The 17841-nt window shown below is 63.0% G+C and carries 13 protein-coding genes; 4 read left to right on the top strand and 9 right to left on the bottom strand.

What is annotated here, in order from left to right; genetic code table 11:
* Window positions 1–4: 4 nt before the first annotated feature.
* Both SM755_RS10740 and SM755_RS10735 read right to left on the bottom strand, forming a co-directional pair.
* Window positions 5–688 carry a hypothetical protein gene (locus tag SM755_RS10740; RefSeq protein ID WP_006665413.1) on the bottom strand — a complete coding sequence of 228 codons (684 nt, stop codon included), beginning with the start codon at window positions 686–688 and terminating at the stop codon, window positions 5–7.
* Window positions 689–788: 100 nt separating this feature from the next.
* On the bottom strand, window positions 789–1379 hold the full coding sequence (locus tag SM755_RS10735; protein WP_323172654.1) for a conditioned medium-induced protein 4: 591 nt from the start codon (window positions 1377–1379) through the stop codon (window positions 789–791).
* A gap of 180 nt (window positions 1380–1559) precedes the next feature.
* Here SM755_RS10735 and SM755_RS10730 point away from each other — a divergent pair, with 180 nt between their 5' ends.
* Window positions 1560–3812 (top strand): (Fe-S)-binding protein, encoded by a 2253-nt coding sequence (locus tag SM755_RS10730; RefSeq protein ID WP_323172653.1) that lies wholly within the window; start codon window positions 1560–1562, stop codon window positions 3810–3812.
* Between the two features lie 191 nt (window positions 3813–4003).
* Here SM755_RS10730 and SM755_RS10725 read toward each other — a convergent pair whose 3' ends face one another.
* Window positions 4004–5878 carry a PAS domain S-box protein gene (locus tag SM755_RS10725; RefSeq protein WP_323172652.1) on the bottom strand — a complete coding sequence of 625 codons (1875 nt, stop codon included), beginning with the start codon at window positions 5876–5878 and terminating at the stop codon, window positions 4004–4006.
* 205 nt (window positions 5879–6083) lie between these two features.
* On the opposite strand from SM755_RS10725, the gene SM755_RS10720 reads away from it, so the two are divergent.
* On the top strand, window positions 6084–6413 hold the full coding sequence (locus SM755_RS10720) for a YbjQ family protein (protein ID WP_006665417.1): 330 nt from the start codon (window positions 6084–6086) through the stop codon (window positions 6411–6413).
* A gap of 112 nt (window positions 6414–6525) precedes the next feature.
* Here the strand turns inward: SM755_RS10720 and leuS (SM755_RS10715) are convergent, their stop codons facing one another.
* The 5 genes from leuS (SM755_RS10715) to pheA form a co-directional block, all read right to left on the bottom strand.
* Window positions 6526–9198, bottom strand: coding sequence for a leucine--tRNA ligase (leuS, locus tag SM755_RS10715; protein WP_323172651.1), 2673 nt, complete (start codon window positions 9196–9198; stop codon window positions 6526–6528).
* Between the two features lie 142 nt (window positions 9199–9340).
* Complete coding sequence (leuS, locus tag SM755_RS10710) at window positions 9341–12343, bottom strand: leucine--tRNA ligase (RefSeq protein WP_323172650.1); 3003 nt, start codon at window positions 12341–12343, stop codon at window positions 9341–9343.
* Between the two features lie 95 nt (window positions 12344–12438).
* Window positions 12439–12870 (bottom strand): Hsp20/alpha crystallin family protein, encoded by a 432-nt coding sequence (locus SM755_RS10705; protein ID WP_323172649.1) that lies wholly within the window; start codon window positions 12868–12870, stop codon window positions 12439–12441.
* Between the two features lie 94 nt (window positions 12871–12964).
* Window positions 12965–13420 (bottom strand): peroxiredoxin, encoded by a 456-nt coding sequence (locus SM755_RS10700; RefSeq protein ID WP_323172648.1) that lies wholly within the window; start codon window positions 13418–13420, stop codon window positions 12965–12967.
* Between the two features lie 96 nt (window positions 13421–13516).
* Window positions 13517–14335, bottom strand: a complete 819-nt coding sequence (gene pheA, locus SM755_RS10695; RefSeq protein WP_323172647.1) for a prephenate dehydratase — start codon at window positions 14333–14335, stop codon at window positions 13517–13519.
* 326 nt (window positions 14336–14661) lie between these two features.
* Between pheA and SM755_RS10690 the strand changes: the two genes are divergently transcribed.
* Window positions 14662–15402: a rhodopsin gene (locus tag SM755_RS10690; RefSeq protein ID WP_323172646.1), complete on the top strand. Its 741-nt coding sequence runs from the start codon at window positions 14662–14664 to the stop codon at window positions 15400–15402.
* Here the strand turns inward: SM755_RS10690 and SM755_RS10685 are convergent.
* The gene (locus tag SM755_RS10685; RefSeq protein WP_323172645.1) at window positions 15399–16721 is read right to left on the bottom strand and encodes an MFS transporter; all 1323 of its coding nucleotides are present in this window, start codon (window positions 16719–16721) and stop codon (window positions 15399–15401) included. The genes SM755_RS10690 and SM755_RS10685 overlap by 4 nt on opposite strands.
* Before the next feature lie 413 nt (window positions 16722–17134).
* On the opposite strand from SM755_RS10685, the gene bluB reads away from it, so the two are divergent.
* On the top strand, window positions 17135–17803 hold the full coding sequence (gene bluB / locus SM755_RS10680) for a 5,6-dimethylbenzimidazole synthase (protein ID WP_323172644.1): 669 nt from the start codon (window positions 17135–17137) through the stop codon (window positions 17801–17803).
* The last annotated feature ends 38 nt before the right edge of the window (window positions 17804–17841 follow it).

Here is a 17841-nt window from a genome sequence, read left to right as displayed (position 1 = left end):
TGCGCTACCCAAATCCCAGCAACGACCGCAGCGTCCGCGTCCGCACGCCACACTCCGAGGTGAACTCGCAGGACTCACACTTCGAGCGGTTGTCCGTCCGCGCCGGCGGGCCGTCCAACTCCCGAACCGTCCGCAGCGCGCGCCGATACCGGGCCTTCCGGCGCGTCGTCATCGTCACCGACCGAACCACGCCGTAGGCCGGATACTCGATCCACACCCGTTCGACCGGCGTCTGGTGCTCCCAGGCGAGCGCCTTCGCCGCCGCGACGGCGTGTACCGACCGAGACTCCCAGACCCCCTGCTCCGGCGGCGAGCCGGTCGCGACCAACACCGGCTCCAGCGGGTCAACGAGCACTTTGTGAACGCGGCCGCGACAGTCCCGTCCACTCACGATCACATCCCGTTCGTGCGGCTCACAGAGCCGCTGCCAATCGCCGTCGGCCGCGAGTTCATCGCGCGTCTCGGCTAGCGTCCGGCGGTACGCCGCCGGCGGCCGTGCGATCGGTTCGGATTCGAGTTCGGTTACGGACGCATCAAGCAGGTGCTCGTACCGGGTTGCGAGGTCGCGAATCGCCTCGACCGCCGGCGGGGGGTCGCGGTCGGTTTCACGAGTACGGGCGTAGTAGCACTTTCGCGGGCAGTAGGCGGCGGTTCGGAGATCACTGAACGTGACGGGAGGACGGGTCACGACCGGTTTGGGCGCGGCTTCCTATAAAAATTGTAGCAGCCGATTGCAGTGGGGAAGATCCCTCACCCGGCGGATTCCGCGGTCAGATGGACGGACCCGCTTAGAAGTCGACGTCCGTCTCCATTCCCTCGGTCGCGTCTTCGAGGCCGTCCTCGCGGACGTCGGTCGCCATCTGCGCCGAGAGGTCGGCGTCGGCGAGGATGCTGTCGAACTCCTCGCGGTAGCGGTCGTTAGCCGCACGAGACTCGTCTTTGGCCGCGGCGACGCGGCGGAAGCGTCGGATATCGGCTGCCGTAACGCCGTACTCCTCGGCGAGCGTTTCGTCGTCTTCCTCGCGGTCGCGGATCGCGACGAGGTCGACTTCGTCGGCGTCGTCCTCGCCGACGAGATGCAGCGCCATGCGGGCCTCGAAGACCGTTTCGGCGTCGCTTCCGAGGTCGGCCGCGATGGTCGCGTCGTCCCGTCCGTCGTAGAATCCGTTCGCGACCGCGATCAACTCCTCGTCTTCGAGGGGCGTTTCGAACTCGTATCGCTCGCGCAACTGTGTGACGACGCTCTCGAGGCGCTCGTCGTCGGACCGTTCGTCCCGTTCGAGCGAGCCGCGGGTGTTTTCTTGGGATTCGGTGATGGTCTCTTCGCCGTCGGTAACGTCGGTGAAGATGTCCCGGAGTTCTTCGGTTTTGTCGTTCATGGGTGGACACTCCCGAGGGCAGTCTATTTAAGGCTGTTGCCAGATGGCAGTGGGCGCAAATCTAACATCGACAACGATTATAAACTTGAAAACTCGACTACTATTTCCGCAAGACGGCGGAGAGATCGCCTGTCGTGCGGTGTGGCAAGAATTAAGTCACGCCCCACCCCGTGGTTGAACATGAACACCATAGCACAGGCGGCCGAAGGACGGGAGACCTACCTGGGGATCAGCGACGTTGGCTACGTCCTGTTCTATCTCCTCGTGGCGATCGCCGTCACCGTTTTCGCCTACGGCGTCTATCAGCGCATCCGACGGTACACGCGGGGTGACGACGATCCCTTCGATCGCGTCTCCGACCTGTCGAACCGCGTCGTGAGTAGCGCCAAGATCGTGCTCTCGAACGAGAAACAGTTCAACAGGGACCTCTACGGCGGATTGATGCACTCGTTTATTCTCTGGGGATTCCTGACGCTGTTCATCGCGACATCGATCATCGTCGTCGAACAGTACGGCACCGAGATATTCCTCGGAATCGTCTTCTGGGAGGGCGACTTCTATCTGGCCTACCAGTTCATCGTCGACGCGATGGGACTGCTGTTCGTCGTCGGCATCGGGATGGCGCTTTACCGGCGCTACTGGGTCCGGAATCACCGTCTCTGGGGCCGTCACACCTCGAACGAGGACGACATTTTCATCTGGACGCTGTTCGGCCTCGGCCTCGGCGGCTTCCTCCTCGAGGGCGCGCGGATCTACGTGACCGGTATGCCGGACCACGAAATCGTGAGCTTCGTCGGCTACGGCATCGCGATGGTCCTGCAGGCGATCGACCTGCCGACCAGCGGCGCTGCGCTCGAACCGGCGACCTACGCCGCCGGCGACTACTTCGGCGCGAACGCCGAGACGCTCCACTGGGCGTTCTGGTGGAGCCACTCGCTGCTTGCCCTCTTTTTCATCGCGTGGATTCCCTACGCCAAGCCGTTCCACATGCTCTCGTCGTTCGCGAACGTCATCACGCGCGACGAGAAGTCCGGTACGCGCCTGCCGAACGTCCCGTCGGACTTAGACGCGACGAACGCCGAGTCCATCGACGACTTCACCTGGAAGGAAATCCTGGATCAGGACGCCTGTACCAAGTGCGGTCGCTGTTCGTCGGTCTGTCCCGCCAAGGCCTCCGACCGCCCGCTCGACCCGCGAAACGTCATCCTCGACCTGAAGAAATACCGCGAAGAACTCGACGCCGGCGGCGAGGAGAAACCGATCATCGCCGACGGGGGTGCCGCGAGCGCAGCAGGGGGCACGTCGTCGGACGGGCCGTCCGACGGAAGTACGAGCGTCATCAACACGGAGACGATGGAATCCTGTATGGCCTGTATGGCCTGCATGGACGCCTGTCCGGTTGAAATCGAGCACCTCCAGTCCTTCACCCGACTCAATCGCCAGATGACCGACCAGGGCGACGTGTCCTCGTCCATGCAGGACGTCTTCCAGAACGTCATGCAGGACGGCAACACCTTCGGCGACAGCCCCCGCAACCGCGCCGACTGGACCGACGACCTCGAGTTCGACGTTACCGACGCCCGCGAGGAGGAAGTCGACTACCTCTGGTACGTCGGCGACTACCCGAGCTACGACGAGCGCAACAAGCAGGTCGCCCGCTCGCTGGCGACCATCTTGCAGGAAGCCGACGTGAGCTTCGGCATCCTCTTCGAGGACGAGAAGTACGACGGCAACGACATCCGCCGCGTCGGCGAGGAGTTCCTCTACGTCGAACTCGCCGGCCACCACGTCGAGACCTGGGCAGACTGCGAGTTCGACAAAATCGTCTGTACCGACCCACACTCCTACAACACCTTCAAGAACGAGTATCCGGAGGTCGACTTCGAGGAGTTCGCCGACGATCCGATGATGCCCTTCGAGTACACCGACGAGTGGAACGCGGACGGCGAGATCGACGTGCTCCACTGGACCCAAGCCGTCGAAGAACTGGTCACCGAGGGCCGACTCGACCTCGACGGCACCGAACTCGACTACACCGTTACCTACCACGATCCGTGTCACCTCGGCCGGTACAACGACGAGTACGAGGCCCCGCGCGAACTCATCCGCGCCACCGGCTGCGAACTCGACGAGATGCCGCGCAACCGCGCGAACTCGTTCTGTTGTGGCGGCGGCGGTGGCGGCCTCTGGATGGACTTCGAAGAAGAGCCGAAGCCGAGCGAGGAGCGCATCCGCGAAGCGTTAGAGGACACCGACGCCGGTGCCGGCGTCGAGAAGTTCGTCGTCGCCTGCCCGATGTGCATGACGATGTACGAAGACGGCCGCAAGACCGGCGGCTACGAGGACGACATCGAAGTCGTCGACGTGGCTGAACTCGTCGTCGAGGCGATCGGTGCCGAGGACGAGGCGAATCTCGAACTCGCGGCGGACTGAGCGGATACTGCGTTCTTCTCGGCGATTCATCCGTGTCTGTGGTTCGTTCGGAGCGACGGCTCTCGGCTCGACTGTCACCCACCCGCTGTGTGAACGCACGGACCTGCCAGAAGGCGCCTCGAACCCGGCCGCGGTGGTCACTCGTTCCCACACGTCGCGTACCGGCGCGTACTGTCGTCGCTGCGCGGTCGCTATGGCTCGTCTCCAGTGTTCGCCGGCAGGGTGAACACGAACGTTGCCCCGTCGCCAGGCTCCGACTCGACCCAGATCTCGCCACCGTGGCGTTCGACGATTCGTTGCGCCAGTGCAAGCCCGAGCCCGGTGCCGCTGTGTTCGGTCCGGTCGTGAAGCCGCTGGAACACCTGAAAGATTCGGTCGGTATCGTCCGGATCGATCCCAATCCCGCTATCGGCGACTGCGAGCCGCCACATCGATCCCTCCCGCTCGGCCGAAATTTCGACGACAGGCGGCTCGTCGCCGCTGTACTCGATCGCGTTACTCAAAAGGTTCTGGAACACCTGTCGGAGTTGGCTCCGATCACCGCTCACACGCGGCAACTCCTCCGCACCGATTTCCGCGTTCGACTCGTCGATTTGCAGCTGCAAATCGTCGATGACGTCCTCGAGAACATGATCGAGTGCGACCGGTTCGAGCGGCTCGCCTTGCGTCTCGACCCGTGAGTACTCGAGCAGCCCGTCGATCATCTCGCGCATCCGCTCGGCCCCGTCGACGGCGAACTCGATGAACTCCTCGCCGTCCGTATCGAGTTCAGTGCCGTATCGCTGCTCGATGAGTTGCAGGTAGCTGGTAACCATCCGGAGGGGTTCCTGCAGGTCGTGCGAGGCGGCATAGGCGAACTGTTCGAGCCGCTCGTTGGATGCTTCGAGTTTCCGGCGTTGTTCCGTTCGTGTTGTAATATCCCGTCCGATTCCCGCAAGCACCGGATTTCCCGCAGGGTCCTCGAGTGCAGCGGCGATGAACTCGTATGGAACGTGCGTGCCGTCTTTCGTGAGTAAGTCCGCTTCAACGCGGGCGTGTCCGGTTTCGAACACCTCTTCGATCGTGTTCGTAATCGACTCGTGGTCGTCCTCGTCGAAGAACTCCAGTGCGTGCATCGACGCTATTTCTTCGTCGGTGTATCCGGAAACCTCACAGACGCGCTGGTTCCACCGCTGGAGGGACACGTCCGCGTCGACGACGTAGAACACGTCGTCGATTGCGTTCAAGATGTCGTCCGTATACTCTTTGTACTGGTTGAGTTGGCGTTCGCGATCGCGGAGTGCGTACTCGGCCTCCTTCCGCGGTGAGATGTCTCGGAACAGCCCGACGAAGTATCGATCACCGTCGAAGAAAAAGTCGTTCAATGAGATACCGAGCAGGACTTCGTGACCCGATTTGTGCTGGCCGGGGAGTTCGACGTACTCCCAGTCGATGTGTCGGTCTCCGGTTTCGAGATAGCGGTTGAGTGCTTGCAGGTGTGCCTTGCGGAGCCGCTCCGGGATAATACTGAGTTTGCTGCCGCCGACGAGTTCGTGTGGCGTGTAGCCGAGGATTCTCTCGACGGCGGGGTTTGCGTACTGGATCTTACTGTCCGTATCGAGGACGATGATTCCGTCGGACAGTGCGTCGGCGAGAGCGGCGAAGGCTTTTGCCGGCGCTGTTTCTGTGCCGTGGGGATCGCTCCACTCGGGATGGAAAGCCGCCATCGATGGCGGTTCCGAACGGCGATGAAGTGTCCCGATGATAACGGTATTCGTGCTAGAAGCGGGTCGGTCGAAATAGCCGTCAAAAACGGCCGTGTCGCCGTTCGCGGTCGGTATCGTGAGCGGAACTGTGATCGCTGTGGTCGCGTTCGTGGCCCCCGAGTCACCGCTTAGAAAGGCTTCCAGTCGCTCAGGAACCGTTAGAAGGAGTGATTGCAGCGATTTCCCGCGAAGCGTTTCTGGGGCGTATCCCGTTTGCTCGGCGAGCGTGTCGGTTGCGGTGATGATCTCGCCGCTCGGGGTCAGTTGGACGATTGCGATGTCTGCTTGCGCCAACAGCGATGCCAGCTCTCGCGGGGCCATCAAATCGCCGTCTGCCGAGGGGCGATCGCCGGAACGGGTCACGAATGCGTTACCGGGGTGACGATAATAAGTTACACTATTGCCGCATAGTCCAGATTCACATACATTTCAGCTGTGTCGTCTCTCACGCTATTCGACAGCATCGGCCCTGATTACGATAGACCGGTCCACGAAGTTTATAATAATCCGATGAGACCGAGTCGGTATGGACGACATCACGATCGCTACGACGGACGAACTGGACGGCCGAGAAGTAACCGAGTACTGCGGGATCGTCACGGGCGAGGCAGTCATCGGCGCAAACGTCGTGAGCGACATCGCCGCCGGCATTCGAGACGTCGTCGGCGGCCGGAGCGGGTCGTACGAGCGAAAAATCGAAACGGGCCGCGAAGAAGCGATCGCAGATATCCGCGAAGAAGCAGCCGATCTCGGCGCTGACGCCGTCGTCGGGGCCTCCTTCGACTACGAAGAGATGGCAGAGGGCATGCTGTGGGTCAATCTGTCGGGCACCGCCGTCAAAACGCGCCGTCGATAGCGACCGCCGATCGAGTTCAGCGCGCGGTATTCATACGGACTGCTGTCAGTCATTTCCGGCGCACCCGCGCCTGTCCTGCAGTTGCGCCGGTAAATCGTTACAGCAGACCGTATCAGTCCTCGATTTCGATCGCCGGCCGCCCCGGTGCTGCGTTCTTGTGGACGCTTTCGCCGACCTCGTCGGCGTGCACGACCGAAACGGGCGCGTCGAACTCGCGTTCTATCAGCCAGGCCGCAGACTCGAGGGCGTCGTGTTCGTCCTCGGGACCGAGCGTCATCGACAGCGCTTCGCGCTCCGCCTGCAGGTCCTGTCCGTAGTCGGCCGCCACGTCACCCTGTTCGCGGATGTGCGACTCCTGCATGAGTTCGCCGATCAGGTTATCGGCGTCGCTCTCGACGGCAATCTCGAGGGCGTCGTACTTCCAGGTCGGTGCGACAACGACCTCGATCGCGTCGGGATCCTCGATGCCAGCCACGTCGATAATGTCTCGAACGTCCTCGCGCGTGTTCTCGACTAACTGCCGGCGCTTGTCGACGTGCTCGCGGTCGACGCTCGCGGTCGGCCACGGCGCGTCCACGACGAACTCGTCGTTCCCGAGTTCAGTGTACAGTTCCTCGGCCAGGTGGGGCGCGACGGGTGCGAGCAGTCGCACGACGGCGGCAAGGCCGCGCTCGTAGGTTTCGGCGTGTGGTTCCGTGTGACTGGCGTAGTTCCGCAGTGTCCGCGTCAGATCCTGCGTTTCTCGCAGCGCACGGTTGAACGTCAGGTCGTCGTACTTCTCGCCGGCGATGGCGATCGTCGCGTCGATCTCGTTTGCGACGTAGCGCGCGATGGCGTCTTCCTCGCCGTCGGGTTCGTTCGAAACGAAGTCCTCGACCAGTTCCTTTAGTCGTGCGAGGAACGCGTTCGTCGATCGCACGCCCTCCTCGCTCCAGTCGAAGTCGCGTTCGGGCTGGGCGGCCTGCATCATGAACAGCCGCGCGGTATCCGCGCCGTATTCTTCGACGATTCGCTGCGGTGAGACGACGTTGCCCTTCGACTTGGACATCTTCTCGCCTTCCAGTTGGACCATCCCCTGGGCGAGCAGGTTCGTGAACGGTTCGCGGTGTTCCAGTCCCTCGTGGTCTGCAAGCACCTTCGTGAAAAAGCGCGAGTAAAGCAGGTGCATCACGGCGTGCTCGATGCCGCCGACGTACTGATCGACCGGCATCCAGTCGTTGGCGCGTTCGAGATCGAACGGGGCGTCTTCCAGGTCTGGAGAGACGTACCGCAGGAAGTACCACGAGGAGTCGACGAAGGTGTCCATCGTGTCCGTCTCGCGTTCCGCCGGTCCGCCGCAGTCGGGACAGGTCGTTTTCTTCCACTCCTCGGCGGCGTCCAGCGGGTTCCCAGTCGTGTTGATGAACTCCGGGAGCTCGACCGGCAGGTCCTCGTCGGGAACCAGCACGGGACCGCAGTCCTCGCAGTGGACGACCGGAATCGGCGTCCCCCAGTAGCGTTGGCGGGAGATTCCCCAGTCGCGCAGCTGGTACTGCGTGGCTTCCTCGGCGCTCTCGATGTCCTCGGTCAGGCGCTCGCGAGCCGCTTCGCTCTCGAGACCGGAGTACTCGCCCGAGTTCACCAGCACGCCGTCGTCGGTGAACGCGTCCTCGCTCACGTCGGGGACCGTCGGTTCCTCGCCCTCGGCGGGTTCGGACTCGGGATCGGTCTCGGGATCGGGTGCGATAACGGGAACGATCTCCTCGCCCATCTTCTCCGCGAAGGCGTGGTCGCGCTCGTCGTGGCCGGGGACGGCCATCAGCGCGCCCGTCCCGACGTCCGAGAGGACGAAGTCGGCCACGTAGACCGGGATCTCCTCGCCCGTGGCGGGATTCGTGGCTGTCAGGTCCGTCGGGACGCCGTTCGGTTCGTCGCCCTCCGGGTCGGCCTCGTGCTCGATGAACTCGCGGACGGAATCGTCTTCCGCGGCCAACTCCTCGCTGATCGGGTGGTCCGGCGCGAGCGCGAAGAACGTCGCCCCGTGGATGGTGTCGATTCGGGTGGTAAAGGCCGTCACCGGACCGTGGTCTTTGATTTCGAAGTCCACCTCGGCACCGTACTGTCGCCCGATCCAGTTGCGCTGCATCTGGCGGACCGAGTTCGGCCAGCCCTCGAGGTCGTCGATATCCTCGAGCAGTTCGTCGGCGTACTCGGTGATCTTCAGGAACCACTGCTCGAGTTCGCGTTGCTCGACGGGGGTGTCACAGCGCCAGCAGAGTTCGGCCTCGCCTTCGACCTGTTCGTCGGCGAGGACGGTCTCGCAGTGTGGACACCAGTTGACTTCGGCGTCGCGGCGTTCGACGAGGTCCTCGTCGTGAAACCGGGAGAAGAGCCACTGGTTCCACCGGTAGTACTCGGGCGTGCAGGTGGCGATTTCGCGGTCCCAGTCGTAGCCAAAGCCCATCGCCCGCATCTGGTCGCGCATCGTGTCGATGCAGTCGACGGTCCAGTCGCGGGGGTTCGTATCGCGTTCTTTGGCGGCGTTTTCCGCGGGGAGACCGAAGGCGTCCCAGCCCATCGGGTGGAGTACGTCGTCGCCGCGCATTCGACGGTATCGGGCGTAGGCGTCCGTAATCGTGTAGTTTCGGACGTGGCCCATGTGGAGTTTCCCGGACGGGTACGGATACATGCCGAGGACGTACGTCGGATCGTCGACGTCGTCCGGCGTCCGATACGCGTCCGCGTCGTCCCACGCGGCCTGCCAGCGTTGCTCGACTGCTGCGTGGTCGTATCCCGCGTCGCTCATTAGGTAGGTGTGGGGGCGACGCCGCCCTATATTTTCGCATTACCGTTCGACGTGGTCCGAAGAAACGGCCGTCGTGCCATCTAGTCGTCACCGCTTCCGAGACCGGCCGCGTTCCGTTCGCCTGGACCGACTGGCGGCCGTCCTACTCGAGGTGAATCGCCGGCCGGAACGGCTGGGCCTGGCTCGCCTTGCCACCGGGATCGACCGGGTCGCCGTCCTCGTCGTAGACGTCGACGTCAGCGTCGAACTCGCGGGCGAGGAACGCGGACGCGTCCTCGTAGACGGCTCGCTCGTCGATCTCGGACAGGGACGCGAGCGTCGAGTCGTCGCGCTCGCGGACGAACGCGACGAGATCGCCGACGAGAGCGTTGACGGCGTCGCCTTTCTCACGCAACGCCTCGTCTTGCATCACGTCGCCTATGACTCGACCCTGATCCGGACCAACATCACGGACGGTATCGAGGACGCTGCGCTTCCAGTCGGCCGCGACGTAGAGTCGAATCGTCTCCGGATCGGTGTCGGTGACTGCGATGATATCGCGAACGTCTTCGAGGACGCCTTTGACCAGCCGCTCCCGTTCGATGACGGTTGGATTCTCGAACTCGGGAACGGGTTCGGGCCAGGGAACGTCCTCCGCGGGCTCGCCGGTCAGGCGCTCGTGGAGTTCGTTTGCCATGAACGGGACGAACGGTGCCAGCAGCCGCAGTCGAGTTTCGAGGACCGTCCGCAGCGTCCAGCGGACGCCCGGTCGCCGAGCGCTCACTCCGCGAGTGCGATGCTCGGGCGAGCCGTCGGTCCCCCGTTGATCGAGGTTCACGCGGCGACGGTACCATTTGAGGTGCTCTTCGAAGCGGTAGAAGGCACGCTGGCTGGCGGTACGTGTCTCGAAGCGCTCCATGGCGTCGGTGACGGTACGGACGGTCCGCTGGAGTCGGGCGAGCAGCCAGCGGTCGATCGTCTCGAGGTCTCGCTCGCCTTCGGAGTCCTCAATCACGTCGACGGCGCGGTTCCAGAACCGTTCTAGCTGGTCGCGGGTCGAACCGACTTCGTCGGCCCGCCAGTCGAAGTCCTGCCAGGGCTCGGAGCTGTTCAGCAGGAAGAACCGAACGGTGTCTGCGCCGTACGTCTCGATGGCCTCGTCGGGTAACACGACGTGGCCCTTCGAGGAACTCATCTTCTCGCCCTCGAGCAGGCCCATACCCATGCTGGTAATCCCCTTTGGCCACCGGTCTTCGTCGAAGAGTTCCGCGTGATGGTAGAGGAAGAACGTGAGGTGGTTCGAAATCAGATCGTTGGCCGAACAGCGGTAGTCGACGGGGTACCAGTAATCCCACTCCTCGCGCAGGTCCAGCGCGCGCTCGTCGGGGTCGGCCACGGCGTCCTCGCCGTAGAACAGCGTCTCGAAGAAGTCCCGGTCCAGCTCCTCCGGTGGAACGTCCTCGAGCCGGTGGGCGATCGTGTAGTAGGCCATGTAAATCGTCGAGTCCGACAGGGGTTCGATGACGAACTCGTCGTCCCACGGTAACCGCGTCCCAAGCCCGTAATTGCGGATGCAGGGCCACTCTTCGAGCCAGTCGACGGTGTGGGTGTACTGCTCGCGGGTCGTCTCGGGGATCGCATCGAGGTTCTCGATCGCTCGTAGAGCCTTCTCACTCCACTCCTCGTCGTTGTACCGCAGGAACCACGTCTCCTGTTCGGCGACTTCGACGTCGCCGCCGCAGCGACAGACGACGTCCTCGTCGAAGTCGTACATCGCGTCGAAGACGCCCTGCCGTTGAAAGTGCGATTCGAGTTCATCGCGGACGTCCTCGATGCTCTCGCCGGCGAACTCGCCGTACTCCTCGATCAGTTCACCCCGGTGGAACTCGCGGTTGTACAGCTCTTGGGTGGCCTCCTCGAGCGCGGGATCGCTCGAGGATTCGACGCCGTGGTCCTCGACGGCGTCTTTCGCGGGGAACTCGCCGTACCCCTCGATGGTGAGGATCGCCCGCGGTTCGATCGCCCGGATCTCGTCCGGATCGAGCCCGTATTCGGTCAGGTCGTCGGCCCGCGCTTTCGCCTCTTCCAGGGCGATCCAATCGTCGGGCGAGTGGGCCGGAACGGACATCACGACGCCGGTCGCGTTGTCGGTGTCGACGAAGTCAGCCGGAACGACGATGATCTCCTCGTCGGTGACCGGATTCGCGACGCGCTCGCCGACCAGCTCGGCTCCCTCGAAGGTCTCCTCGACGTCGACGTTGCGGGCCTGGAGGTCCAACTTCTCGGTCGCTTCCGCGGAGACGATCCACTCCTCGCCGCCGGAAGACGCACCCGCGCCTTCCTTGCCTTCCTCGCCGTCCGAGCTGTCCGAGCCGTCCGAGCCGTTAGAGCGCTGCTCGGCGACGTCTACCGTCACGCGGGCGTAGGTCGCGTCGGGGTCGACGTACGCGTTGGTGACTCCACGGACCGTCTCCGGGCGGAGCGTGGCCATCGGATAGACGACGCCCTCGTCCTCGTCTTCGAATTTGATCAGGGTATACTCCTGAAATTCTGCATCTTCGCCCTCGAGCAGGTCGTGAGTCGTGACCGGCTGTTCCTCGTTCGTACAGTAATTGACGGGATGCAGCCCCTTCTCGAGCAGCCCGCGCTCCTTGAGGGTCTCGTACTGCCAGGCGATGAACTTCGAATACCGTTCGTCGTTCGTCGTGAACTCGCGACGCCAGTCGATCGACAGGCCGAGCCGGCGCATCCCGGTCTTGTAACTACAGTCAGCCTCCTCGATGAAGTATCGTGCGTAGCCCATCGGCGTTTCGAGTTCCTTCAAATCGGACTCGGGGACGCCGAAGGCGTTTTCGAGGCTGTGTATCTGCTCCTCTTCGCCGCTTTTGAGCCGTTCGACTGCGCCGACGATCGGCGTGCCCGTGACGTGCCAGCCGATCGGGAACAGCACGTTATCGCCCTGCTGGCGGCGGTATCGTGCGTAGACATCCGGAACCGTGTACGTGCGAGCGTGGCCGATGTGCATCCCGCCGCTCGGATAGGGGTAGGGAACAGTCACGAACGTCACGTCGTCGGCCCCTCGTCGGTCGGGATCGGCCTCGTACCGCCCCGACTCGGCCCAGCGCTCGCGCCACTCGGCCTCGAGTTCCCGCGGGTCGTAACTCATGACTGCGTCTTATGCCGGATCGGGTAAAAGTACTATCACGTTTGGCATGTGCCGCTGACCGAGAAAAGTGTCCCGCGTCGTCGTCCACCAACCGCTCACTCGATGTCGATCCGCTTTGACTCCTCACTTCCCGACTCCTTCGGCAATCGAACGGTCAACACGCCGTTCTCGTATCCAGCCGACACGTCGTCCTCGTCGACCGGCTCCGGCAGCCGAATGCTGCGGTTCGCCGTCTTTCGAGTTCGTTCGTGTCGGAGGTATCGCCCCTCCCCCTCGTCGTCCGCGAACTTGGCTTCCTCGGTGCGGTTCGCTTCGAGTCGCAACGTTCCCTCCGTGAGCGTCAGGTCGATATCCGCGACCTCGTAGCCCGGCAGGTCGGCCGTCACGACGAACTCGTCGCCGGTATCGGTCACGTCGACCGGTACCGTTCCGGGGACCTGCAGGCCGCCGCTTGCCATCCCTTCCTCGACCTGCTTGCTGACGCGGTCGAGCATCTCCTCGATTTCGTCGAACGGGTTTCGTCGCATACGTCCACCTAGGTGTTCGAGGTGGATAAATTCTGCCCGTGATAAAACAACAGAACGGGCCTGCGAGTTCTTCGAGCGAGGCGACTCGTCTACACTACTCCGGCAGCGTCGCCAGGTCGTCGTCCAGCGCGTCGAGCAGTACCTCGCGTGCGTGCCCGTCCGGATCGACGTTCTCGTAGACGGCCCGTATTTCGCCGTCGGCGAGGACGAACGTCGTCCGCGGGGCTGCCCCGTCCTCCACCTCGACGCCGAAGGCGTCGGCGACCTCGCCGTCGGGGTCCGCGAGCAGATCGAACTCGAGTTCTTCTGACTGAGCAAACGAGCTGTGAGACGCCACGTCGTCGGTAGAGACGCCGTAGACCTCGACGCCAGCCTCCCGATAGGTCTCGCGCTCGCGCTGGAACTGCGTGGCCTCAGTTGTACAGCCGGGCGTGTCGTCGCGCGGGTAGAAGTACACGACGGTCGGATCGTCGAACGCGGGGGAAACCGCTTCGCCGTCCTGGTTTGGCGCTGTCACGGTCGGCGCGTCGTCGCCTGTTGTCAGTGTCATCGTTTCCGGTCGTGTGTCCGCGAGACAAGGGAAAACAGTTTGTGGTCGGTGTCAGTGTCGGTGTCGATATCGTCGTCCGCGGGCGGCGAATCAGCCTCACTCGACGACGTGTTCCATATCGTACGAGCCGAGTCGCCGCACCCAGCCGTTCTCGGCGAGCGCTTCGAGTTCGGCGATGGCTTCGCTCGTTCGCGCTTCGTAGAGGCCGGCCTCGATGTCGACGTGGAAGATGTAGTCGCCGAGGCGCTGGCCGCTCGGGCGGGATTCGACGCGCGTGAGGTTGATGTCGCGGTCGGCGAAGGGTTCGAGCAGTTCGAGCAGCAGTCCGGGGTAGTTCGCGTTCGGATAGACGACGAGCGTCGTCTTACCGCCGCCTTTCGACCGATCTTCGGCGGGCGCGACCGCGAAGAATCGCGTCGCGTTCGAGTCCTGATCCTGGATGTCCTCGGCCAGCACCTCGAGCGCGGCGTCGTCGGTGGCGTTTGCGGGGTGAGCGATGCCGGCGACGGAGGGATCGTCGCGGGCGAACTCGACGCCCTGGGCCGTGCTCGCGACGGCTTCGAGGCTGGTGTCGGGGTATTCTCGTTCGAGGTAGGAGCGACACTGAGCGAGGGCCTGCGAGTGGCTGGCGATCGTTTCGAAGTCGGGGCCCTGTGCGAGCAGCGCGTGTTTGATCGGCGTGACGATTTCGCGGACGACGGCCACGTCGTACTCGGCGAGCGCGTCCAGGCTCTCCGTGACGCTGCCCTCGATGCTGTTCTCGATGGGGATGACGCCGCGGTCGTACTCGCTGCTCGCGACGGCATCGACGATCGAGGTCACGGACTGGCGAAAGTCGATCGCATCCGTGTCGGCGATCGACTGTGCCGCCCGGTGCGAGTAGGTCCCTTCGGGGCCGAGTGTCACTGCGGTCATCGCCACTTCATTGCCGAGAGAACGTGAAAATACCCGGGGTTCGTGCCGACGTTGCCGGGGTGTTCGGTGCGGTCGCCGCGGTCCGGCACCGCCTTCCACCCCGGTATCGGCGATAACAGTTATCTGGGGTCGACACAGTCGTGTTCACTACCCCGCAGTTACGGCCGAGTCGTCTCGATACGAACGGCCACAGATATGGATACAGACACGAATACGATGACCGACACACCACCCATTTCGATCCGCCGTCGGCGACAGCACCGTCAGCACACCATCTCAGGAACCGCCCGTCCCGAACGTCTCGAACTCGTCGGAGGGAACCGATCGTGATCGGTCCGCTCGCCCTCCTCGGCGTGTCGAGCGTCGTGCTCGTCGCCGCCGCGCTCGCGTTCTACTGGCGGACGCGATCGCTTCGCCCGAACTCTCGACCGTACGGGTACGCCGTCGTCGTCGCAACGATCGCGATGGGAATCACCTATCTGTGCATGGCTGTCGCCGACATGTCCGGGATCGGGACGGATTTCATCCGGTTCATCGGCTATACGGTCATGTGGGCTGCACTCCTCCCCGTCGTCTGTGCCGTTGCCGGTGCCGATCGCCGGCTGACGCTCTTGCTAGTTGCCGTCGTCGTGGGTCGGCTTTGGGTCACCCTTGGAAGCTGGTTCCTCGATGGAGCGCTCGCGATGATCGCAACGCTCGGCACGTTCGGCGCTCTCGGCGGCGGGCTCTACTTGCTGTTCGGACCGATCTCCCGCGCGACGAGATCGCTCCCGGCCGAACGAGCGCTCTTGTTTACCAAACTCAAGTACCTGCTCGTCCTCGGGTGGGGCGGTCTCGTCGTGACCGGACTGCTCTCGGGAAGTCTGAGCCTCGCGGACGACTTCGTCGGCCAACTCATCGTCATCTACGTCGAGGCGATCCTGCTGCTCGGTTTCGGCGGCATGGTCCTCCGGAGCTCCGCGGCGCTCGAACAGACGGCGTCATCGACCGGGCTTCTCTCGTTCGATACTGAACTCGGCGATGCTGACACGCCTGAATCCACGGAGCACGTCGACCACGCCGATTAGTCGTCTCCCGTTGGATTGGCAGCACCGATCGGTTCGTCGCCGCCAACGGCCAGGCCATCCTCGGTCGCACGCTCCGCGATCCGGGGCTGGAAGACCCACGAACAGAGCGCCAGAACCGGGATCATCGTGACGGCGACGACCGCGTACCCGACGTGCAGATTGGGAAGGAACGGCGCGGCAAACACGAGCGGATAGACGGTGCCACCGACAGTTCCGATCCCGCCGACGACGCCGGAGACGGTGCCCGAATTGTTCGGGAACATCGCGGGAACCTGTGCGAAGATCGCTCCTTCGGAGAACGCACAGCCGACGCCGACGAAAAACCCGGCGACGACCGCGACGTAGATGTTGCCGGTCAGTCCCGCGGCCGTCATCACCAGCAACGACACGACGACGAAGACGAGCATCGTGAACGTCCACTGTTCGCGGTAGCGACCCTCGAACCACGGCAACACGGACCGTTCCGTTCGAGCGACGAGATCGCTAATGTAGCCACCGATGGGACGAAGCAAACCAGCCGCAATCGAGAACGTCGCCGCGAACGTCGCCGCGATCACGATATCCCCCTGACCGAACGCCTCGCGATAATACGTTCCGAGCCAGCCGTTCATCGCGACTTCGAGCCCGAACGTCATCACGTAGGCGGCCGACAGTACGATCGCGCCGTACCGTGTGCCCACGTAAAGCACTCGCCGGAGACTGGCGCTCTCCCTCGTCGCACGACGCTTCTCCTCGGTCTTTGCGGCATCTCCGAACAGGGAGTAACTGAGTCCCAGAACGATGGCGACAAGCCCCGTATAGAAGAACGCAGCGCGCCAGTTCGTCGAGAACAGCGGGCCAGCGTAGTCGGCCCCGAAGATCCTTGGCAGCGTAACGTATGCACCGAGCCCCGCGCCGGCGTTTCCGACACCGGCGAAGATGCCCTCCGCCATTCCCAGATTCTCCTCTTTAAACCACTCAGAAACGTGTTGAATGCCGATGACGAACGTGATTCCTGCCAGGGAAGCGATGACTCGCGAAACCGTGAATACCTCGTACGTCTGTGCGAACGCGCTGATCACCGAAAAGACACCGACGATGACGAGCGTCACACTGGCCGTTATCGGTGCACCAAAGCGGTCAGTAAGTGGCCCGATAAGGAGTCGGCCAGCCGGAACCGCAACGACTGCCGCACTCGAGACGATCCCGAGTTCAGTGACCGAGAGTCCGAACTCGGTGGCGATGTCGTCGGTAAACGGGGCGAACGAGAACCAGATCGTAAACCCCAGATTGAACATGAGCGTCGCGAGTATCAGATTCTTCCATTTATCGTCGATCATAGACACGCATCACCGCCCCGTTGTCAGGGGTGCGTCTACTGAGACTGACACACTATTGGCGGGGTTCGAATCGTGTCGTTCTCCAATTGAACTCGACTGATGGCGGATAGTTGTACTCATGTGGTGGAGAGTACTGGACGTATACAAGCATATAGGCTTAGTTCTTAGATAAATATGAAACGTATGCTGGCTGGGGTACTACCCTAATCCGTATTATCGCCCCTAGAGGTTCGACAATTGTTGGGTTCTCCGCTGGTGTCCCTCCGTCTACGGACCGCTAGTGAATTGCTCTCACGCGCCCCGGACCGGCGAACGGCGGGTAAAGCGGTAGGTACAGCGGTGAGGGACGAACCTGGTGCTCGTGATCGATCGTCCCAAAACTGGTATACAAGTAGAACTGATGCGTGACAATTATGGTTTCATTCACCGCAGATGAGCGAGCAGCCGTCTACAAGTCGATCTATGCGCGACGCGATATCAGGCGGTTCAGTGATGATCCCGTTTCCGAGGAAACGATGGCGCGGATTCTGGACGCTGCACATCACGCACCCAGCGTTGGATTCTCCCAGCCGTGGGACTTCATCGTCATCGAGGACGGAGAGACGAAAACCGAGGTTGCAGCGATCGCTGAACGAGCGATTGCTGCTGCGCGCGAAGGGTACCAGGAGCCACGGCGGTCCGATTTCGGCGCGTTGAAACTGGAGGGAATCACCGATGCACCGGTAAATATTTGCGTCACTTGCGATCCGACCCGTGACGCGCCTCACGTCCTCGGTCGCAACACGATGCAGAAGATGGACGCCTATTCGACGTGTCTTGCCGTCCAGAACATCTGGTTGGCCGCCCGAAGTGAGGGTATCGGCGTGGGATGGGTATCGTTCCTCTATCCCCACGAACTCCGCGATGTGCTGGGGATTCCATACCACGTGGATCCCGTCGCGTACCTCTGTGTCGGGTATCCCAGAAACGGCTTTCCTGCTGAACCCGTCCTGCAAGAGCAAGGATGGCGTGACCGTCTCGATGGCGAGCAACTGATTCACTACGACGAGTGGAACTCCGAGAAAGCGCCGCAGGGACGATGACCTGTGTCGCCATCCGGTCCCGAGTTACCCGTCGTCGC

It is taken from the genome of Natrialba sp. PRR66 (assembly GCF_034808065.1).
GTDB classification, from domain to species: domain Archaea; phylum Halobacteriota; class Halobacteria; order Halobacteriales; family Natrialbaceae; genus Natrialba; species Natrialba aegyptia.
Note: the sequence above shows the minus strand (reverse complement) of the source record. Positions and strands in the feature narration are given on the sequence as shown.

What these genes read in the sequence shown, in the direction of transcription:
- SM755_RS10730 (WP_323172653.1), top strand. Translation starts at nt 1,560, where the DNA reads ATGAACACCATAGCACAGGCGGCCGAAGGACGGGAGACCTACCTGGGG.
- SM755_RS10735 (WP_323172654.1), bottom strand. Translation starts at nt 1,379, where the DNA reads ATGAACGACAAAACCGAAGAACTCCGGGACATCTTCACCGACGTTACC.
- bluB (WP_323172644.1), top strand. Translation starts at nt 17,135, where the DNA reads ATGGTTTCATTCACCGCAGATGAGCGAGCAGCCGTCTACAAGTCGATC.
- SM755_RS10720 (WP_006665417.1), top strand. Translation starts at nt 6,084, where the DNA reads ATGGACGACATCACGATCGCTACGACGGACGAACTGGACGGCCGAGAA.
- leuS (WP_323172651.1), bottom strand. Translation starts at nt 9,198, where the DNA reads ATGAGCGACGCGGGATACGACCACGCAGCAGTCGAGCAACGCTGGCAG.
- leuS (WP_323172650.1), bottom strand. Translation starts at nt 12,343, where the DNA reads ATGAGTTACGACCCGCGGGAACTCGAGGCCGAGTGGCGCGAGCGCTGG.
- SM755_RS10685 (WP_323172645.1), bottom strand. Translation starts at nt 16,721, where the DNA reads ATGATCGACGATAAATGGAAGAATCTGATACTCGCGACGCTCATGTTC.
- pheA (WP_323172647.1), bottom strand. Translation starts at nt 14,335, where the DNA reads ATGACCGCAGTGACACTCGGCCCCGAAGGGACCTACTCGCACCGGGCG.
- SM755_RS10725 (WP_323172652.1), bottom strand. Translation starts at nt 5,878, where the DNA reads ATGGCCCCGCGAGAGCTGGCATCGCTGTTGGCGCAAGCAGACATCGCA.
- SM755_RS10705 (WP_323172649.1), bottom strand. Translation starts at nt 12,870, where the DNA reads ATGCGACGAAACCCGTTCGACGAAATCGAGGAGATGCTCGACCGCGTC.
- SM755_RS10700 (WP_323172648.1), bottom strand. Translation starts at nt 13,420, where the DNA reads ATGACACTGACAACAGGCGACGACGCGCCGACCGTGACAGCGCCAAAC.